This is a genomic window from Desulfonauticus submarinus, from assembly GCF_900104045.1.
Lineage (GTDB): Bacteria > Desulfobacterota > Desulfovibrionia > Desulfovibrionales > Desulfonatronovibrionaceae > Desulfonauticus > Desulfonauticus submarinus.
Map to the genome: position 1 here is coordinate 416,696 of NZ_FNIN01000001.1, position 20,514 is coordinate 437,209.

Consider the following 20,514-nt stretch of genomic DNA (forward strand, 5'->3'; position numbering starts at 1 on the left):
ACTTTAAAACAAAGCGTAAAAAACAAATTGAGGCGGTCAATGAGCAAAAAAAAATCAAAAGAAATTATAGTACTAAGCGGAAAAGGGGGTACTGGAAAAACCAGTATTACTGCTTCTTTAGCTGCTTTACAAAAAAAACAAGCAGTACTTGCAGATTGTGATGTAGATGCAGCTAATTTACATTTACTTTTAAACCCTTCTATAAAACAAAAAACTCCTTTTGTTTCTGGGAAATTAGCTAAAATTAGGCAGGAGGACTGCATCAGCTGTGGGCTTTGTCTAGAAAACTGTCGATTTGACGCTATAATCCAGCAAAAACTTTTGGACAAAGTAGTATTTACAGTAGATCCTATCGAATGTGAGGGATGTGGTGTTTGCGTGCATTTTTGCCCTGCCAAAGCCATTGACTTTGATGAACAAGAGTGTGGGAATTGGATGATTTCTTCTACCAAATATGGGCCTATGGTGCATGCAAAACTACATATTGGTGCAGAAAATTCAGGAAAACTTGTCTCTTTAGTAAGAAATGAAGCCCGAAAACTAGCAGAAGAAAACAACATTCCTTATATATTAGTAGATGGCCCTCCGGGTATCGGTTGTCCAGTAATTGCGTCTCTTACAGGAAGTGATTTTGTCTTAATTATAACAGAACCTACTTTATCTGGCAGACATGACTTTGAAAGAATTTTAAAGCTAGTTAAACATTTTAAACTTCCTTCTGCCTTACTTATTAACAAATGGGACTTAAACCCTGAAATAGCAGCTCAAATAGAAGAAACAGCTCATGAATATGGATCAATCATTTTAGACTCTATTCCCTATGATCCAGCTTTTACTAAAGCTCAACTATCAGTAAAACCAGTAGTAGAAATTAGCCCTATATTAAAAGATAAAATTGAAATCATTTGGGAAAAAATAACAGAATATATTTAAAAAAATCTAAACAAGGAGGGATTATGAAAATCGCTATTCCTGTTGCAGGAAACCAATTGTGTCTCCATTTTGGACATTGCGAACGTTTTGCCATGATAGAGGTAAATGAGGAACAAAAAACCATTCTAAATGTAGAATATGTAGATGCTCCACCTCATCAACCTGGGTTACTTCCCCCATGGATGAAAGAAAGAGGAGTAAACTTAGTAATAGCTGGAGGAATGGGAGCAAGAGCAATCGGACTCTTTAATCAATTAGGAATTCAAGTACTTGTTGGAGCAAGCCCTGATGTGCCAGAAAATATTGTTAAGGCGTATTTAGATGGCACATTAAAAACAGGGCAAAACGTATGCGACCATTAACTTCTCTCTAAATTAATATGTTTGAGGTTATAACGCACTATGGACATTTATTTACAGAAAAAGGACATCCTGACGACTCGGGCAGGATGTCCTCAAATAAAAATTATTTTTTTAATAGAAAATAAATCTCTTAACAACTCTTTATCTGCAGAACATGGACTGAGCTTATGGCTGGAAATAGGAAAAGAAAAAATTTTATTTGACACTGGCAGTTCAAATAAATTTATTCAAAATGCTAAACAGCTAGGAGTTGATCTATCTGAAACAAAGTGGATAATATTAAGCCATGGCCACTACGATCACACCAGTGGTTTAGCTGAAGCACTAAAATTAGCTCCAAAAGCAAAAATAGTGCTTCATCCCAACTCCATTGTACCAAGATACTCAATAGAAAAAAATAATCCCAGAAAGATAAGCATGCCCATTGAATCTAAAAAAGCTCTTCTTCAAATCAAAGAAGAGCAAATTATTTGGAATTCTGGGCCATTTAGATTATTCCAAGGAGTTGGAGTAAGTGGCTTTATACCAAGAGAACATCTAGAACAAGACAAGCAAAATTTTTTTGAAGACCCAAAAGGACAAAGAAAAGACATTATACCAGATGACCAAACCATGTGGATAAACTGTGAAGATAAACTTATCCTCATAACTGGCTGTTGTCATGCAGGAGTATTAAACACTTTGGATTATCTTATCAAAATAACAGGTAGCCCCAATAAACCAATTATCTTAATAGGTGGACTACATCTTTACAAAACTCCTCTTCAAAATATCCAAAAGTTAATCCAAGACCTTAAAAAATATAATATCCAAACCATCATTCCCTGTCATTGCACAGGAGATACGGCTTCTCAAGAATTTTCTAAATACTTTTTCAACACCATCAAAGCTCATACTGGATTTATCTGGAAAGTAGAAAATTAAAAAAAATTTATTCTCAATTTTTAGCTAAAAATTTAAAAGCCTACGCAATTAATACATCTTACGATTGTATGCGTAGGCTTAAACTTATCTTAAACTCTAACCATTTAAAGGTTGACCATAAAGATTACAATGAATAATAAACAATATTAACTAAATTCTAAAAAAAGGATAAGCCTATGTTTGACCCTATCATATGGAAAACTTTAAGCCAAAACTTATGGATTACTACTACAGCATTAAGTTTGTGGTTATTTGTAGGACTATTAATGGCTGGACTCCTCCACATACTTGTTCCAGACAACTTTATCATTAAACACTTAGGACATGAAAAAGGTATTTTAAGTGTCATTAAAGCTGTCTTATTAGGAGTCCCTATGCCTCTTTGCTCTTGTGGAGTAATACCTGCTGCTTTAGGTATAAAAAAACAAGGCGCAGGAGATGGCGCTGCCATTGGCTTTCTTATTAGCACTCCTCAAACAGGAATAGACTCTATTATGGTCAGTGCTTCTTTGCTTGGCTTACCTTTTGCTATTTTCAAAGTTATTAGTGCATTTTTTATTGGCATTATAGGAGGAATATGGGCATTTATAGCTAGTTCATCTACCCCATCATCTTTACTTATTCCTATATCAACTAACTCCATTACTTCTGAACAAAAAAAAGAAAAACTACAAGAACTTTTCAATTTTGCTATAAACGATCTTTTGAAAAGTATTTGGAAATGGTTAGTTGTAGGTTTAATAATATCTGCCCTTATCTCGACATTTTTACCTAAAAATTTTTTCTATGCTTATCTGTCTAATAACATCTTCCTTTCTATGCTAATAGTTTTAATTATTTCTCTTCCCATGTATGTTTGTAGTACAGCTTCAGTACCTATTGCAGCATCTTTAGTAGCTGCTGGTATGCCTCCTGGAGCTGCATTAGTGTTTCTCATGGCTGGACCAGCAACAAATGTAGCAACCCTCGGTGCTGTGTATAAAAGTTTTGGCGTTAAAAAGTTATTTATTTATCTATCCTCTATCATTAGTGGAAGCTTATTAGCAGGAATTTTATTTAACTCAGTTATTCCAGTAGAAAAAATTCAGGATGTTATTTTAAATAATCACACACCATCAATAATAGAAGTAATTTCTGCTATAATTCTTATAGCTTTTATATTGAAATTTATTTTTGAAGATTTACAAAAATATATTAAAAAAATTAATAAAAAAAACAAAGATAATTTAGAAGAATTAGAACTAAGATTATCAGGATTAAAGTGTAAAATGTGCGCTGAAAAATTAAAAGGAAATCTAATAAAATTAAAATTTATAAATGATGTAAGTATATCAGAAGACTTAAAAAAGTTAATAGTAAAAGGTAAAACTCTAAATATTGAAACTATAAAAAAAACCATTGATAAGGCTGGCTACAATGTGTTAGATAAGGATTAAATTACTTAATTTCTTATAAAAATAAATGCAAAAAAAAATCTGGGCATCGTTAGATCCATTTGTAGAAGGTGGTAACATCTTAGGAAGAAAGGTTGCTAATGCAAACTTTCTCATATCTCTTCTAAAAAATAACCCCTTTGATGAGTATCATTTTTTTCTTCCCTCTAAACAACAAATCCAATATGTAAAAAATTTTATTCAAAAAAATTTTGAAATTCTTTCATCTAAAATAAAAATATTTTCTAGAGTACAACTTTGGTCAAGAGTTCAAAACACTAATTATTTCTGCTTTCATCTATCTGACTGTATTTCTTATTTTCCCTACCTTGCGTCTTTTAGAAACAAAGTAGCTAAAAATAATTTCCCAATTACAGGAACAACTCACAGCCTTAGCTATAAAAACTTTATTCACGCTTATTTTAGTCATTTATGGACAGATTGGATAGGAAATGAAGCTATTATTGCAACCTCTTTTTCTGGAAAAAAGGTATTAAAAAATTTTTATGCTCATCTTAGTCAAAATTATAAGTTAGAAGCAAAATATCTTCCACCCAAAATAGTCAATATTCCTCTAGGAATTCCTGACATATATTTTTCTCATCAAGATAAAAAAAATCTTAGGAAAAAATACAATCTTCCATTAAATGATCCTATTTTTATTTATGTCGGAAGAATTTCTCATTATTCTAAAATGGATATACTCCCTCTTCTTAGAGCTCTAAGTCAAGCTCAGATAATTATTGGTAAACCTCTTCATTTAATTTTAGCAGGTTATGTAGATATAGAGCAGCATAATCTAAATACAATAAAAAATTTAGCGCAAAATACAAAAATAAATATCCATCTTTTTCCTAATCTAAAAGAAATTACTAAAATAGAACTACTTCAAACAAGCGATATCTTTTTATCTCTAAGTGACAATATTCAAGAAACATTTGGATTATCTATTTTAGAGGCTAAAGCTAGTAAACTTGCCATTATTGCCTCACACTTTGATGGATATAAAGAATTACTACACCATAAAGTAGACAGTTTTTTAATACCTATATTTTCCCCTTCTAATGATCCTCTCTTATCTGAAATAGCAAGCTTACTCTTTGATAACCAAACTCATCTTCTTGTAGCTCAGCAAACTAGTTTTGATTTCTCCACCCTAGTTCAAACTATAGTAACCTTATATACAAATAAATCATTGAGAAAAAAAATCAGTCAAAAAGCATTTGAAGATGCTCATAATTATAAGTGGGACAATATAATTCAACAATATTTTAATTTATGGGAAAAATTACAAAATGTTAAAATACCTAAAAATAAGAACTCCCATCCTTTAAACTTTGATTTTTTCCAAATATTTTCTCACTACCCTACTAAAACTATTGATTCTTCTACTAAAATAAAAACCTCTAAACTAGGATACAAAATTATCCAAAAAAAAGATTTTCCTGTTATTTATCCTTTATTAGAAAATTTTTTAGATTTAGATAAAATAGAAGACATTTTGACCTTCTTTTTAACTCCCCATCAAATAATCGATTATACTAAAACTCAAAAATCAATATCACAAATCTATAAGACTAAATTTTCTATTTTTTGGATGATTAAACAAGGGTTTATAGAGATAATAAGTTAGGTTATTTCTAATTTTTTCAAACCAATTTTTTACTGGATAAAAAAATAAGTTTTGTTTATGAACCCCTCAAGCATAAAGTCTGTTTGGATAAATATTTGAAACACACACCTATAAACTTAAAATTTATAAATTAGGGGAAAAAATGGACCTCAAACTTCTTTCTTCTACTTTTCTTACTATTTTTTTAGCAGAACTTGGAGATAAAACTCAGTTAGCTTGTATTATGCTCGCTGCAAAAACTCAAAAACCTTGGACAGTTTTTATTGCTGCTTCCATTGCCCTTTCTCTGGTAAGCCTAATTGGAGTTCTTTTAGCAAATTTTATCTCAACCTATATTTCTCCTCAAATTGTAAAAAAAATTGCTTCTATTGGTTTTATAAGCATAGGGATTTTAATGTTAATAGATAAAATCTAATTTATTTTTAAGGAGATAATTAAACAATGACTGCTTTTGACGTATTCTTTTATCTCTCCTTTGTAGCTGGATTTTTAATGGCCTTTAATTTAGGGGCTAACGACGTAGCCAATTCTATGGCTTCAGCAGTTGGTGCGAGAGCAATTACAGTCAAACAAGCTCTTTTTATTGCAGGTATCTTAAACATTGCCGGAGCTGTATTTTTAGGCTCTCAAGTAACAGCCACCATAAGCAAAGGAATCATAGACCCTTCCTCCATTAGTGATCCTAAGCTAATAATGTTAGGAATGTTTGCCTCACTTATTTCAGCAGGATTTTGGATACTTATTTCTACTTTAAGTGGTCTTCCTGTATCTTCTACCCATTCTATTGTTGGAGGTATATTCGGTTTTGGCCTGGTAGTAGGTGGACCTAATGTAGTAAATTGGGGAAAAATGGGAAGCGTAGTCCTATCTTGGATTATATCACCTTTTTTTGCTGCTCTAATAGGTTTTTTAGTATTCTCTCATATAAGAAAATATATATTTTTTAAAAAAGAATATTTAGAAAATGCAAAAAAATGGGCTCCAAGATGGGTTGGACTTACCTTTGCTATAATTTGTGGCTCTTTTTTATACAAAACACCTTTAGGTAAAAAACTACACTTACCGTGGTATGAAGCAATTGCTGTTGTTTTTGTCCTAGGAATTACTTTTTGGCTTATAGGAAAAATTATTGTAAAAAAAGTTTTTTCCCATTTAGAAAAAAGCGCTGAAAGCGTAGAGGAAATTTTTCGCAGACTACAAATTTTAACCTCTTGTTATATGGCCTTATCCCACGGTGCAAATGATGTTGCCAATGCCATTGGACCTGTAGCAGCAGTATACATGATTGCAAAATATCACGTTTTCTCAGCAAAAGCAGAAATTCCCCTTTATTTTCTTTTATTTGGTGGAGTAGGTATAGCATTAGGTATTTTCTGGCTAGGAAGAAGAGTTATTGCTACTGTAGGAGAAAAAATTACAACCCTTACTAATACTCGAGGATTTGCCGTTGATTTTGGGGCAGCTACTACAGTACTTTTAGCTTCTAATCTAGGACTACCTGTTTCTACTACTCATGCAGCAGTAGGATCAGTAATTGGCGTAGGTCTTGCCAGAGGTTTTTCTGCTGTAAATTTTAAAATCTTATGGAAAATATTTTTATATTGGATACTAACTGTGCCTTTTGCTGCCCTAACAACTATAATATTTTTCCAAGTTTTAAAATGGATGGTTTATTAATTTTTATATATTTGTCAAAAAACGGAGGATGCCTATGAAACTTTTAAAACTGCCTTTATTCGGACTTTTAGCCCCAAAATCTCCTATGGAAAAATTGGTAGAACATTACGATAAAATCGCTGGCTGCGTTAAAATAATTAAGGAGTCTTTAGAATGCTATGTTTCTGGTGGCGGAGCATGCAGAGAATTTCAAGATCTGTGGGAAGAAATAGATTCTATTGAAAATCATGCAGATAAAATTAAAAGAAATATTCGTAATCATTTGCCTCGAAGCATGTTTATGGCTGTAGATAAAACTCTCTTTTTGAACTACACTAAAGCACAAGACAATATTCTAGATTCAGGACAAGATGCTCTTCAATGGTTAGGGATGAGACGAGTTGTTATCTCTGAAGGATTCCAAAAAGATTTAATCTTTTTAATTGATGAAGTAAGCACTGCTACCGAATTACTTGGGCCAGCTTTAAAAGCTACAATAGCTCTTGTACATGGAGAAAGCTTAGATAGAGAAGGGACAAAAGAACATTACCGCAACATCAGAGCCCAACGCCATAAAATACAAAAAACCGCAAGAGAAATTACTATAAAAATTTATAATTCTGAATTGGATTTTAAAGATATATATCAACTCATTCATTTTGTACAATGCCTTGATAACATGGCCCATAACTGTGAAAATTGTGCTGATATTCTAAGAGCAATGATTGCTAGATAAATGTCCAAACTCTATCTTTCTCTCCTTTTCTTCATAGGGATATTTTTTCTGTCTTTTAATCAAGCAGGAGCCGAGGAAAATTCTCCTTGGCACCTGCAAGCAGATAAAATTACGGCTAACGATCAAACTAAAATTATTGAAGCCAAAGGGAATATCTATTTATATCAAAAAGATAATTTTTTAAAAGCAGACTATATTCGGTATTATATAGATACTAATTGGATATATCTAAAAGGAAATGTAAAAATAAAATGGTCAGGAGACCTCTTAGAAGGAAAAGAAGCTGAGTTTGATTTAAAAAATAAAATTGGCTGGATAAAACAGGGAAAAATATTTATCCCCAAACCCCACCTTTATATAAAAGCCCATTATTTAGAACGAAAAAATTCAAATACATATGTATTTAAAGAAGCAACTCTAACTAGCTGTGATGGAACAACTCCTGCTTGGTCTTTAAAAACTTCTTCTGGAACAATAACTATAGAAGGTTATGCCAAACTCTGGAACACTCGCTTTTTAGTAAAAGACTATCCTGTATTATATTCTCCTTTTCTTATTATGCCAGCTAAAACTAAACGCCAAAGTGGTTTACTTTTACCCCAAATATCCTATTCTTCCCAAAAAGGATACAACTACAATCAACCTTATTTCCAAGTTATTAATGATGAACAAGATATCACCCTATATGAAAATTATTATTCTAAAAAAAATCTTATGCATGGTCTTGAATATAGATTTACTCCTAATCTTAATACTAAAGGCTTATTAAGAGGAGACTATCTGTATGACCCTAAAATTGCTAAAACAGAACAGCAAGAATTATCTCAATTTCAAAACGATGGCTTAATTCGTCCTAATCATGATCGCTTTTGGCTTAGAGGCAAAATAAACTCTTTTTTATTTTCGCCAGAATGGGAAACTAAAATAGACATAGATTATGTATCAGATCAAAACTATTTAAGAGAATTTAAATCAGGATATTCAGGATTTAACTATAGCCGCAAAATATTTTTAAAACAATTTGGAAGAGACATTGAGGAAACAGATGATCTCACTAGAACCAATATTTTAAGTATCTTCCGCTCTTTTAAAAATACTTCTTTAAATGCAAAAATAGTTTATACTGAAAATTTAAAATATAGAAATCATAATCTACCAGAAAGCAAAGATCCAACTATACAACGCCTGCCAGAATTAAATCTTAATTTATATAAGACTACCATTCCATATTTTAGTTTCGATATAGAAGCACAAAATCAAGCTGTATATTTCTGGAGAAGATATGGAACTATAGGAAAACGTATAGATATATATCCTAAAATAAGTAAATCATTCAAATTTGATTATTTTACTCTTATACCTAAATTTGGCTATAGAGAAACTCTTTACTTCATAGATAAATACGAAAATGAAAATTCCTTAACAGATACAAAACATAAAATTTTACAAAGAAATATATATGATTTTTCTATCTCATCATATACAGAATTATTTAAAATTTATGATTTTCTTAACACTCCTGTTAAAGAAAAAAAATCCAATTTCACTAAACTAAAACATACTATTAAACCAGAATTAAAATACAAATTTAGACCTGACAAAGATCAAAGAGAACTTCCCTATTTTGACAGTGTAGATAGACTAGATCCTCAAGAAGAACTAACCTACTCTTTAACCAATTTATTTACTCTTAGAAAAGACACTTTAACCAATAATACTCTTCAAAAACAATATTTAGATTTTTTACGTATAAAATTTGAACAAAGTTATGATTTTAGAGAAGCGAGAAGAAATAATGATTTAAATCGTTACAAAAGAAGGCCCTTTTCTGATATTTTAACAGAAGTAGATATAAAGTTTCTTCCCTATTTATCTCACAACTCAAAAACATATTATTCATGTTATTTACATAAAATCACAGAGCATGAACACCTTTTAGAATTAACATGGCCAGACAAAATACATGCCTATTTTGGTTTAGATTTCCAAGAACCAGTAGATGAATATAAACGTCATCGAAATAAAAGAGTAAAAATTTTAAAATGGGGAGGAGATATTCTATTCATACCCAGATGGAAACTATCTCTTATTTTTCGCCATGATTTAGAAAAAAATAAAGACTTAGAAAAAACTCTTATCCTATCATATTTTCATCAATGTTTCAGTCTAGACTTTACTTTTTCTAAAACAGATTACGAAGATAGGTACCAAGTAATGATAAACCTCTTAAATTTCGGCTCAATGGGGAAATAAAAATGGTACCAAGTATTAAAATATTGCCTCCAGAAATTCAAAACCAAATTGCAGCAGGAGAAGTAGTAGAAAGGCCAGCTAGTGTTTTAAAAGAGTTAATTGAAAATAGTTTAGATGCTGGTGCAACCTCTATTGAAGTAAACTTAAAAAAAGGAGGTCTTGAGTCAATAGAAGTTATTGATAATGGAGTTGGTATTCAAGAACAAGAACTAGAACTTGCCCTTACAAGACATGCTACTAGCAAAATAACTTATTTTCCAGATTTACTTTCTATTTCTACTTATGGTTTTAGAGGGGAGGCTCTTCCTTCTATTGCATCTGTATCTAAATTTACTTTAAAATCACGCCCCAAATATCAAGAAATAGGTTTTGAGATAAATGTAAAATTTGGACAAATACAACCTAAAAAACCTATAACTATGCCTTATGGAACACATGTTATAGTAAATGAACTTTTTGCCAATATACCTGCAAGATTAAAATTTCTAAAAACTCCCCCTACAGAAAAAAGACGCTCAATACAAACCTTTCTCAAGCAAGCTCTCCCCCATACCGAAATCGAATTTAAACTATTTTCAGACAAGCAGGAAATTTTTCACTTCTACGCCCAAGAAGATATTCTCTCTCGACTTACTAAAATATGGCCCAAACATATTGTTTCTTGTCTTGAAAAAATAAACTTCCAAGACGATAATATTCAGATTACTGGGTTGGCTAGTAGGCCAGAAAGTATTCAAGCCAGAGGGGATAGAATTTTTCTTTATGTAAATAAAAGACCTGTTCAAGACAAACTTTTACTTAGCGCAATAAAAAAAGCTTATGAAGGAAAAATTCTTAGAAATGAATTTCCACAAGTAATTCTATTTTTAGATATTCCTCCTGAGTTGGTGGATGTAAATGTACATCCAGCAAAACTTGAGGTACGCTTTTCTGAAGAAAAGACAATTTTTAATGCAGTTAGAAAAGCTATCCAAAACACTCTTGAGGCTACTACTCTTTTTAGTTTTCACCCAACAAAAACTAATCAACCAAATTCTTTATCAACAATAAAAGAGATAAAAGAACATAGCCCTATTTACATAGCTCCAGAAATTAATGCTAAACCAACTATTAATTTTCAAACAGAACAAAGCAAAAAAAATACTTTTACTCAAAACAAAGAAAAAATTTCTGTTGTAAAAGAAGATTTTGTTTACTTAGGTCAAATAGACAAAACTTATTTACTTCTCAAACAAGCAAATATCTTCTTAGTTCTAGATCAACATGCTATTCACGAACGTATTTTATTTGAAGAATTCAAAAATCAAAAAACAGAAAAGAAAAAACTACTTTTACCTTTAAATTATTCCTTAACTGGAGAAGAAAAAATTTGTTTAGAAAAATTTTGGGTTACCTTTAATAAAATGGGGTTTTCTTTATCTCTTTCTGCAAACAATATTCTAGAAATAAATGCCATTCCTTCCCCATTTTCTCCTGAAGAGGCAAAATTATTTATTCAAGAAATTTTAAGTAAACAAATTAATAAATTTGAAGAAATGTTAAAAATAATGGCTTGTAGGGCAAGTATTAAAGCAGGAGATGAACTTACCACAGATGAAGCACTAGCCTTAATTTTCAAATGGCAATCCTGTCCCAATAAAGAATTCTGCCCCCATGGAAGACCAACTCTTCTTGTTTTAAAGGACGATATTCTTGCTCCTCTCTTTAAAAGAGGTAAATAAAAAAGCCCGTATTTTCTCAACACGGGCTTTTTTATAAACTTACAATCATAAAAACTATTTTTTTAACCAAGCCATCATAGAACGGAGTTTATCGCCTACTTCTTCTATCTGATGTTCATGCATTTTTCTACGTAAAGCAAGAAATGCTGGATTACCCGCTTTGTTTTCTAAAATCCATTCTCTGGCAAAAGTTCCCTCTTGAATTTCTTTTAAAACCTTTTTCATTTCTTGTTTGACACACTCATTTACAATCCTAGGTCCACGAGTATAATCACCATATTCTGCTGTATCAGAAATAGAATAATGCATTTTTTTAAATCCACCTTCATAAAGTAAATCTACTATCAATTTTAACTCATGCATACATTCAAAAAAAGCTATTTCAGGTTGATAACCTGCTTCTACCAATGTCTCAAATCCTGCTCGAATAAGGGCACTAACTCCCCCACAAAGCACACACTGTTCTCCAAATAAGTCTGTTTCTGTCTCTTCAGCAAAAGTAGTTTCTATAACCCCAGAACGAGTAGCACCAATACCTTTAGCATAAGCTAAAGCATAATCAAGAGCTTTGCCAGTATAATTCTGATGCACTGCAACTAAAGCAGGAACACCTCCTCCTTTTTCATACTCCCTTCTTACTAAGTGTCCTGGACCTTTAGGTGCTACCATAACCACATCAACATCTTTTGGAGGAATAATCTGGTGATAGTGAATATTAAAACCATGACTAAAAACCAACACTTTTCCAGCCGTAAGATTTGGCAATACTTCTTTTACAAATACTTGAGGTTGATATTGATCTTGAACTAAAATTTGAATTAAATCTGCCTGAGCTGCTGCTTCTGAAGCACTTACAGGTTCAAAGCCATCTTCCTTTGCCTTTAAATAGTTAGGTCCTCCAGGTCTTTGCCCAACTACAACTTTTACTCCAGAATCCCTTAAATTCTGAGCATGGGCATGCCCCTGACTTCCATAGCCAATAACAGCTACCACCTTATTTTTTAAAACATCTAAGCTAGCATCTTGTTCATAATAAATCTTCATTGTATCTCCTCTCCATGATTTTTAATCTATTTGCATTGACCGTCGCATAGCCACGGTTCCAGAACGCGCAAATTCTTTTATTTGAAATCGCTGTAATAAATTTACAATAGCTTTAATTTTATTTTGATCACCTGTTACTTCTAAAGTCAAATCCGTAGGACTAACATCTACCACCTTACACCGAAAAATATCTGCTATTCTCAATACCTCAGCTCTTTTTTCGTCTTCAGCACTTACTTTAATTAACACCATTTCCCTTTCCACTGCCTTTTCATAAGTAAGATCTACAACCTTAATAACTGTAATCAACTTTCGTAACTGCTTTACAATTTGCTCAACAATATGTTCATCTCCCCTAGTTGTAATAGTCATCAAGGAAATATCAGGTTCTAATGTAGGGCCAACATTTAAACTTTCTATATTAAATCCTCTTCCACTAAATAAACCAGCCACTCTGGATAATACCCCAGGTTCATTCTCAACCAAAACAGATAAAACATGTCTCACTTTTCAGCCCTCCCTAAACCAAAAGCATTTCAGTTAAAGATGCTCCCGCAGGCACCATGGGATAAACATTTTCCTCTGGTTCAACCCATACATCTACCACTACTGTCTTCTTAGAAGCAAGGGCTTTTTCTAAAACAGGCTCAACTTCTTTATTCTCTTTAATCCTATAGCCTTCTGCACCATAAGCCTTAGCCAGGGCTACAAAATCTGGGTTTTGATGTAAACATGTAGCACAATAGTTTTTATTATAAAACAATTCTTGCCACTGTCTAACCATTCCCAAATAACCATTATTTAAAATAACAATCTTTACAGGTAAGTTGTAACTCACAGCAGTAGCCAATTCTTGAATATTCATTTGAATAGAGCCATCACCTGCTATATCAATAACCATTTTATCAGGATTAGCCATTTGAGCACCTATTGCAGCAGGAAATCCATATCCCATAGTACCAAGACCACCAGAAGAAATAAAAGTCCTTGGATGTTTATAGTGATAAAACTGAGCAGCCCACATCTGATTCTGTCCAACTTCAGTAGTAATAATAGCATCTCCCTTAGTTAATTCATAAAGCTTTTCTACAACAAACTGAGGTTTTATAGCTTTGCCACCCCTTTCATAACGTAAAGGATATTTAGTTTTCCATTCTTTTACCATTTCCAACCACGAAGCATGTTTTTCTTCCCAGTTCTCATCTTTTCTGTCTACTAATTCGTTAAATAGTGATTCCAAAGCTAATTTACAATCTGCTACAATAGGCACATCTACTTGTACATTTTTTCTAATAGAAGTTGGGTCTATATCTATATGAATAATCTTTGCTCTGGGAGCAAAACTAGATATTTTACCAGTTACTCTGTCATCAAATCTTGCTCCAACTGAAATTAAAACGTCAGAATTATTTACGCTCATATTAGCAGCATAGGTGCCATGCATGCCAAGCATACCAAGCCAAAGATCATGATCTCCAGGAAAAGCTCCAAGTCCCATTAAAGTAGTGGTTACTGGAATATGAAACTTTTGAGCCAATATTGTTAAAATCTCATGAGCGCTAGAAGAAATAACCCCACCACCTGCGTAAATAAGAGGACGAGTAGCTTTAGATATTAAACTTGCTGCTCTTTTAATTTGTTTTTTATTAGGTTCATAGTGAGGATTATAGCTTCTTAAAGAAATTTTCTCAGGATAAGAAAACTTTGCCTTGGCTTGCATAACATCTTTAGGCAAATCAACTAAAACAGGACCTGGCCTTCCTGTTCGCGCAATATGAAAAGCTTTTTTTACTACATACGCCAATTCTTTTACATCTTTCACCAAAAAATTGTGTTTTGTACAAGGCCTAGTAATACCAACAATATCTACTTCTTGAAAGGCATCATTGCCAATCAAAGCAGTTGGAACCTGACCTGTAAACACTACTAAGGGAACAGAATCCATATAAGCAGTAGCAATACCAGTAACAGTATTAGTCGCTCCAGGTCCAGAAGTTACTAAACACACCCCTACTTTGCCTGTGGACCTAGCATATCCATCTGCAGCATGCACTGCTCCTTGCTCATGCCTTACTAAAATATGTTTAAAAGGAAACTTAGGTAAATAATGATAAATATCTATTACTGCTCCCCCAGGAAAACCAAAAATATGGGAAACGCCTTCTTTTTTCAAACACTCTAAGAGTATCTGAGCTCCTGTGAGCTCCATTTTACTTATCCTCCATATCTTTATATTTATTTAACAAAGCCAACAACTTAGTCTTACCTGCCAATTTCATCTTCTTTAATTCTTTTACTTCCAACTCCTCTTCTGGAGTTAGAAAAGGCTTGCTTTCAAATTTCTCTAACTTTTTTTCATATTCTAGATGATCTTCCCATAAAGATTTTAGTTCTGGATCTTTATCACTATACTTGGCAATTAATTCCAATTCATACTGTTCCATAATTTTACCTCCTAAAATGTTAAGGTTTATTTAACCCTTCCCAGTCTGGATGACTGGCATCTATAAAAATAACCTTTTCTCTACTACTTTTTCCTTTAACTAATTGGAGCTCACTCTGTTTTATTTTTAAAACATTAGCTAAAAATTTTAAAACAGCTTTATTAGCCTTACTATCTACTGGCGGTGCATTTACTCTTATTTTAAGCTTTCCATTTTGTTCACCAACTATCTCTGTTTGTTTAGCTCTAGGCTGTATCCAAACTGTTAAATACCATCCACCTGATTTAGCACACCGCAAAAAACTATACTCCATAACCCTATTTAACCATAAATCTTATTTTACTCTCAATCTCATCTAATTCTTCTGACTGTCTTTTCTCTTCCTCTAATAAGTCTAAATGAGATTCAATTAAATTCTTTAACTCTATCTCAAACCGAGTCTTTTGTCTTTTCAATTCTGAAATATCAGAATGAATCTGAGATAAGCGCCTATGAGCCTCATTTAAAATTTCTTCAGCTTTGTTTTGGGCTGATTCTATAATGTTCTTCGCTTGTTTATGAGCATTTGCCTTTACATCTTCAGCCATTTTTTGAGTAGTTAAAAGAGTATCTTGCAAGACTTTTTCTCGACTTTGATAATCCTTTAGTCTAATTTCAAGTTCTTCAACCTTCGATTTAAGACAAATATTTTCTTCTGTAAGTTTGCCAATTTGCTCAGATATCTCTTGTATCAAATCGTCTACTTCTTCCTTTGTATATCCAAAAAGAGACGTAGAAAAACTATAATGTAATAAATCTACTTTTGTCTTTCCCATATTGTCTCCTTATGGCATAGCTATAGATACAGAAATTTGGAATAAAGTTTTTACCAAAAAAACTTTTAAAAATTGAATCACCAATAAAACAACAATTGGAGATAAATCTAATCCTCCAATATAAGTAAATGGTAACCACTTTCTCACCCTATAAAAAACAGGTTCTGTCAAATTATGCAAAATCCTAACAATAGGATTATAAGGATCTGGATTGACCCAAGAAAGTAAGGCAGAAATAATAACCACCCAAAAATATAGCGTTAACAAAGTATCAATAACACTCGCTAACGCTTGAAGTAAATTACTTAAAACAAACATAATATCTCTCCTTCCAAAAACTAAAATCAAAAATAAAAATTCTTTAAATAATCAATAACATAATGTATTAATTACTTCAAATTATTAACCAAAAACTGTTTCAATGTCCAAAAATTTGGAATATACATGTCGCATTTTAATTTTCTATTTTTATAACTCCAAAACAATACGTTACTATTCCTTGCGCATTCCTCATCTAGCTTAGAATCTCCAATATAAGCAACTTCTTCTGAAGATATTTTCCATTTATTTAAAATAAAATAAACACTTTCAGGGTGAGGCTTTGAATTAGAAATCATACTAGCTGTTACCACTGGATAGAAATATATATGTAAATTATAATAATACAAAATTGGAAGCATTGTATTTGTTCTGTTAGTATTGATAGCAACCCAAATACCTTTATTCTTTAAAAATAAAAGCAATTCTAAAAGTCCATCTTCCATTTTAAGATATTTATACAACTCTTTATAATTAATAGCTTTTCTAATCTCTTCTATTCTATCCCACAAAGAACGAGGTAATATCTTATAAAATGATTCATATACAGAATGCATGTGAACATAATCTTCCTCCTCTGGAGTTAGAGGAGGAAGATTATGCATTTCTCTAGCCCAGTTATAATATTTTATATTAGCTAGCCGTGAATCAAATAATACTCCATCGCAGTCAAAAATAATTCCTTTCACTTGCCTTTTCAATCTTGCCAAAGGATTGCAAATAACCAAATTTTTTCTCCTTAACTAGGCATCTGGGAAAAGTTGAGCTGACATTTCTCTTAACTTATATTTTTGTATCTTACCACTTGCAGTCATAGGGTATTCTTTTACAAAGGCAATATATTTAGGAATTTTATACCTAGCAATCCGTCCCCTACAAAAATCCTTAACATCTTCTGGAGTAAGATCGTAACCTTCTTTTAAAATAATAAAGGCTCCCACTTCTTCTCCATATTTTTTACTAGGCACGCCTACTACCTGAACATCTTGAATACCTTCCATATTATATAAAAATTCTTCTATTTCTCTAGGATAAATATTTTCTCCGCCTCTAATAATCATATCTTTTAAACGGCCAGTAATGCTCAAGTAGCCATCTTCATCCATTACTCCTAAGTCACCAGAATGTAGCCATCCATCATTATCTATAGCTTCTTTAGTAGCCTCAGGCATATTATAATATCCTTTCATTACATTATATCCCCTACAACATACTTCCCCTTGCACGCCTGGAGGAACAGGTTTACCTGTATCTGGATCTACTAATCTTACTTCTATTTCAGGCAAAGGTTTGCCCACGGTTTCTACTCTTTTTTCAATAGGATCATTTACTCTTGTTTGGGTCATAACTGGAGAAGCTTCCGTAAGACCATAACAAATAGTAATTTCTTTCATATACATTTTATCCATAACTTGACGCATCACTTTTATAGGACAAGGAGAACCTGCCATAATACCTGTTCTAAGAGAACTAAAATCAAATTTAGAGAAACTTTTATGTTCTAAAACAGCAATAAACATGGTTGGTACACCATAGAGTGCAGTACATTTTTCTGCCTCAATAGAAGCCATTACTAAGTAAGGATTAAAACTTTCTAAAATAACCAAAGCAGAAGCATGCGAACAGGCTGCTAACACACCTAATACACATCCAAAACAATGAAATAATGGTACAGGCAAACAAATCCTGTCATTCGGGCCAAGTTTTTGATTCTCACCTATCCAATAACCATTATTTACTATGTTATAATGAGTAAGCATGACTCCTTTAGGAAAACCTGTGGTACCAGATGTGTATTGCATATTTACTACATCATGAGGAGAAAGGCTTTTTTGCCTAGCCAGATATTCAGCTTCACTAATTAGTTTTCCCATTGCCATTAACTCTGGCAAAGTATACATACCCCTATGCTTTTCTTGACCTAAGAAAAAAACTCTTTTTAGATTAGGAAACTCTCTACTACTCAAAAATCCTCTTTGTTGAGTTTTTAGTTCAGGAACCAAATCATAAATAGTTTGGACATAATCAGTATCTCTAAACCCATCTATTAAAAAAATATTTTCTGCTTCAGACTGTTTTAAAAGATAAGCTAACTCATCTCGTTTATAATAAGTATTTACTGTAAGTAAAACAGCTCCTATCTTAGCTGTAGCAAATTGAAGCACCACCCAATAAGGCACATTTGTAGCCCATACAGCTACTTTTTCTCCTTTTTTTACTCCCAAGGCCATAAGACCTTTTGCCACTTGATCCACTAAATCAGAAAATTCTTTATATGTTAAACGAAAGTCTCTATCCACATAAACCACAAAGTCATTGTCTGGATAATTAGAAACAGCCTCATCCAACAATTGGCCGAGGGTTATTTCTCTTAAAGGTTTATCCCACATTAAACATTGCCTCCTTTAATTTTCTGGAAAATAGAGTACAGCGTAGATCTTTGCAGGAGTCTCTCCTTTACAAGATAAATAGTGTGGAACAATAGAATTATAATAAACACTATCTCCGGCTTTTAAAGTATAAACTTCTTGACCATAAATCAATTCAATTTCTCCAGAATGAACTACGATAAACTCTTCTCCTTCATGAGAAGAAAGCTTTTTTTCTTTTGCAGATTCAGGTAAAACTTCTATAAAAAAAGGTTCCATATGCCTATCACTCTTTCCCTTTCCAAGAGAATAAAAACGCAAAGCTGCTGGTTTGTCTTTGCCTTTTAAAATACTCAATTCTTCTTCTCTTTCCTCTAAACGAATAATAAGAGGGTCTTGACTAATTGTATCATCTAAAAAGGTACCTAGCCTGGTTCCCAGAGCTCTAGCAATTTTTAGCAAAGGACCTAAAGATGGATATACTCCATCTTCTTCCACAGCCTTTAAAAAATTTACTTCTAACCCTGTTCTTTCAGCCAGTTCTTCTAAGGAAATTTCTTCCATCTCCCTAAATTTTTTAATTCTGGCGCCAACCTTTTCAGTTCCCATCTTCTCCTCCTTCAAATCTTTTTCCTATATATAAATTTTCTAATTTTCCCTTTTTTTACTTCCATCTCTCCTAAAAGTTCTTCACTATCTTGAGTTGACTGCCACCGAACCCCCATCTCAGTTAACTCATTAAAAACATTTTCTGCAACTACTAATAACTGAAATTCTTTTGGAAGAAAATAATCAAAAGCAGGTAAAAGTGTATCCAACTTTACTTCATATTTAACAATAAAGTTAGAAAAAAAATCCTTAGTTTTAAAACTATCTTCTACACCTAAAAAAGTATGCATTTTCTCCAATTTATCTTCTACTTCTTTTTCCAATTCAATAATTTCTTTTATTCTTTCTTCATACGCATAAAACAAAATTAAAACCATATGATACTTAACTGCTTCATTTAGTTTATCCTTCTTCCCTTTATTATCTTTAATGTTATCTTTAGATAAACTTAACAACTCTGACTTTAAAGAACTCTCCCCTTCTGGATCAAACAAAAATTTTTCTTGCAACAAATAAGATTCCATGTCTCTTAAATTCTTAAATTGAGAACCAAATTCTAAACAAAAACGAAGATAAGAATGAACTTCTTTTTGGGAAAATGGTAAATTTAAAGGAGTAAAAAAATTTTCATCATCATCCTCAAAACCTACATTTAAAAATTTACCTTTATCTCTAATTTGAGCATCAACATAGTCCCGATGTAAGTAAGGGAAAAATATCAATTCCGTCTTCATTCTACCTCCAGCTTAATATATCATTTTTTATCCCCTGATAGTTGGAAAAAATCACATCGCCCTTTACATTCTGGTAAATTTAAAAGACAAATATCCCCATATAAATAGCGACACAGACTATCCCCACCTTCTTGAAACCTAGAACAAGTTTTCATCTCCTCATATCTTTGAAGATCTCCTTTGGACCAAATTTTTTCTACCATTTCTAAATCTAAACCAAAAATCTCTGCCCTATCTAGTAAATTATCATAATCTTTTTCCCATTTCTGCAATATTTTACATCGAAATTTGGTAAAATACCCTGGATTTAGGATTTCTTCATACAGACAAAAGCCTAAGCGAAAAAAAATACAATCTTTGGCAGGTAAATAAACAATTTTAGCCATTTAAATATTTAGAAAAACTCCTTTACAAAGGATAATTAAATCTAAAATCTAAATTCTAGACCACCTCTATACCCTGATTAGCCCTCATTGCCAAGAAATATTCTTTAAGAGATTAAATTATATCCAAAACTTTTTCATTAACCA

The 20,514-nt window shown here is 32.2% G+C and carries 22 protein-coding genes; 10 read left to right on the forward strand and 12 right to left on the reverse strand.

The window, feature by feature from the left end; genetic code table 11:
* The first annotated feature begins 39 nt into the window (after positions 1-39).
* The 10 genes from BLP60_RS02010 to mutL all read left to right on the forward strand — a co-directional run bounded on the left by BLP60_RS02010 (position 40) and on the right by mutL (position 11,651).
* Positions 40-933: an ATP-binding protein gene (locus BLP60_RS02010; RefSeq protein WP_092062588.1), complete on the forward strand. Its 894-nt coding sequence runs from the start codon at positions 40-42 to the stop codon at positions 931-933.
* Positions 934-956: 23 nt separating this feature from the next.
* Complete coding sequence (locus tag BLP60_RS02015; RefSeq protein ID WP_092062591.1) at positions 957-1,295, forward strand: NifB/NifX family molybdenum-iron cluster-binding protein; 339 nt, start codon at positions 957-959, stop codon at positions 1,293-1,295.
* A 39-nt stretch (positions 1,296-1,334) separates the two neighbouring features.
* Entirely contained in the window at positions 1,335-2,219 is an 885-nt protein-coding gene (locus BLP60_RS02020; protein ID WP_092062594.1) for an MBL fold metallo-hydrolase, read from the forward strand.
* A 176-nt stretch (positions 2,220-2,395) separates the two neighbouring features.
* A complete protein-coding gene (locus tag BLP60_RS02025) occupies positions 2,396-3,655 on the forward strand; it encodes a permease (RefSeq protein WP_092062597.1) in 1,260 nt (419 codons plus the stop codon).
* 25 nt (positions 3,656-3,680) lie between these two features.
* Positions 3,681-5,285 carry a glycosyltransferase family 4 protein gene (locus tag BLP60_RS02030; RefSeq protein ID WP_092062601.1) on the forward strand — a complete coding sequence of 535 codons (1,605 nt, stop codon included), beginning with the start codon at positions 3,681-3,683 and terminating at the stop codon, positions 5,283-5,285.
* Positions 5,286-5,427: 142 nt separating this feature from the next.
* Positions 5,428-5,700: a TMEM165/GDT1 family protein gene (locus BLP60_RS02035; protein WP_092062604.1), complete on the forward strand. Its 273-nt coding sequence runs from the start codon at positions 5,428-5,430 to the stop codon at positions 5,698-5,700.
* A 26-nt stretch (positions 5,701-5,726) separates the two neighbouring features.
* Entirely contained in the window at positions 5,727-6,962 is a 1,236-nt protein-coding gene (locus BLP60_RS02040) for an inorganic phosphate transporter (RefSeq protein WP_092062606.1), read from the forward strand.
* 34 nt (positions 6,963-6,996) lie between these two features.
* The gene (locus tag BLP60_RS02045) at positions 6,997-7,677 is read left to right on the forward strand and encodes a DUF47 domain-containing protein (RefSeq protein WP_092062609.1); all 681 of its coding nucleotides are present in this window, start codon (positions 6,997-6,999) and stop codon (positions 7,675-7,677) included.
* Positions 7,678-9,930, forward strand: a complete 2,253-nt coding sequence (locus tag BLP60_RS02050) for an LPS-assembly protein LptD (RefSeq protein WP_092062612.1) — start codon at positions 7,678-7,680, stop codon at positions 9,928-9,930.
* A 2-nt stretch (positions 9,931-9,932) separates the two neighbouring features.
* Positions 9,933-11,651: a DNA mismatch repair endonuclease MutL gene (gene mutL, locus BLP60_RS02055; RefSeq protein ID WP_092062615.1), complete on the forward strand. Its 1,719-nt coding sequence runs from the start codon at positions 9,933-9,935 to the stop codon at positions 11,649-11,651.
* A gap of 54 nt (positions 11,652-11,705) precedes the next feature.
* Here mutL and ilvC read toward each other — a convergent pair whose 3' ends face one another.
* The 12 genes from ilvC to BLP60_RS02115 form a co-directional block, all read right to left on the reverse strand.
* Complete coding sequence (ilvC, locus tag BLP60_RS02060) at positions 11,706-12,695, reverse strand: ketol-acid reductoisomerase (RefSeq protein WP_092062618.1); 990 nt, start codon at positions 12,693-12,695, stop codon at positions 11,706-11,708.
* Positions 12,696-12,716: 21 nt separating this feature from the next.
* A complete protein-coding gene (gene ilvN, locus BLP60_RS02065; protein WP_092062621.1) occupies positions 12,717-13,202 on the reverse strand; it encodes an acetolactate synthase small subunit in 486 nt (161 codons plus the stop codon).
* 13 nt (positions 13,203-13,215) lie between these two features.
* Positions 13,216-14,904, reverse strand: a complete 1,689-nt coding sequence (gene ilvB, locus BLP60_RS02070) for a biosynthetic-type acetolactate synthase large subunit (RefSeq protein ID WP_092062624.1) — start codon at positions 14,902-14,904, stop codon at positions 13,216-13,218.
* A gap of 1 nt (position 14,905) precedes the next feature.
* The gene (locus tag BLP60_RS02075; protein ID WP_092062627.1) at positions 14,906-15,139 is read right to left on the reverse strand and encodes a DUF465 domain-containing protein; all 234 of its coding nucleotides are present in this window, start codon (positions 15,137-15,139) and stop codon (positions 14,906-14,908) included.
* A 19-nt stretch (positions 15,140-15,158) separates the two neighbouring features.
* On the reverse strand, positions 15,159-15,452 hold the full coding sequence (locus BLP60_RS02080; RefSeq protein WP_092062630.1) for a DUF167 domain-containing protein: 294 nt from the start codon (positions 15,450-15,452) through the stop codon (positions 15,159-15,161).
* A gap of 4 nt (positions 15,453-15,456) precedes the next feature.
* Positions 15,457-15,954 carry a DivIVA domain-containing protein gene (locus BLP60_RS02085; RefSeq protein ID WP_092062633.1) on the reverse strand — a complete coding sequence of 166 codons (498 nt, stop codon included), beginning with the start codon at positions 15,952-15,954 and terminating at the stop codon, positions 15,457-15,459.
* Positions 15,955-15,963: 9 nt separating this feature from the next.
* Positions 15,964-16,272, reverse strand: coding sequence for a YggT family protein (locus BLP60_RS02090; RefSeq protein WP_092062636.1), 309 nt, complete (start codon positions 16,270-16,272; stop codon positions 15,964-15,966).
* Between the two features lie 71 nt (positions 16,273-16,343).
* The gene (locus BLP60_RS02095) at positions 16,344-17,000 is read right to left on the reverse strand and encodes an HAD family hydrolase (RefSeq protein ID WP_092062640.1); all 657 of its coding nucleotides are present in this window, start codon (positions 16,998-17,000) and stop codon (positions 16,344-16,346) included.
* Between the two features lie 15 nt (positions 17,001-17,015).
* Positions 17,016-18,662 (reverse strand): AMP-binding protein, encoded by a 1,647-nt coding sequence (locus tag BLP60_RS02100; RefSeq protein WP_092062643.1) that lies wholly within the window; start codon positions 18,660-18,662, stop codon positions 17,016-17,018.
* A 15-nt stretch (positions 18,663-18,677) separates the two neighbouring features.
* Positions 18,678-19,250 (reverse strand): helix-turn-helix domain-containing protein, encoded by a 573-nt coding sequence (locus tag BLP60_RS02105; RefSeq protein ID WP_092062647.1) that lies wholly within the window; start codon positions 19,248-19,250, stop codon positions 18,678-18,680.
* A gap of 11 nt (positions 19,251-19,261) precedes the next feature.
* Complete coding sequence (locus BLP60_RS02110) at positions 19,262-19,984, reverse strand: hypothetical protein (protein WP_092062650.1); 723 nt, start codon at positions 19,982-19,984, stop codon at positions 19,262-19,264.
* 20 nt (positions 19,985-20,004) lie between these two features.
* Complete coding sequence (locus tag BLP60_RS02115) at positions 20,005-20,370, reverse strand: hypothetical protein (protein WP_092062653.1); 366 nt, start codon at positions 20,368-20,370, stop codon at positions 20,005-20,007.
* Positions 20,371-20,514 lie beyond the last annotated feature (144 nt).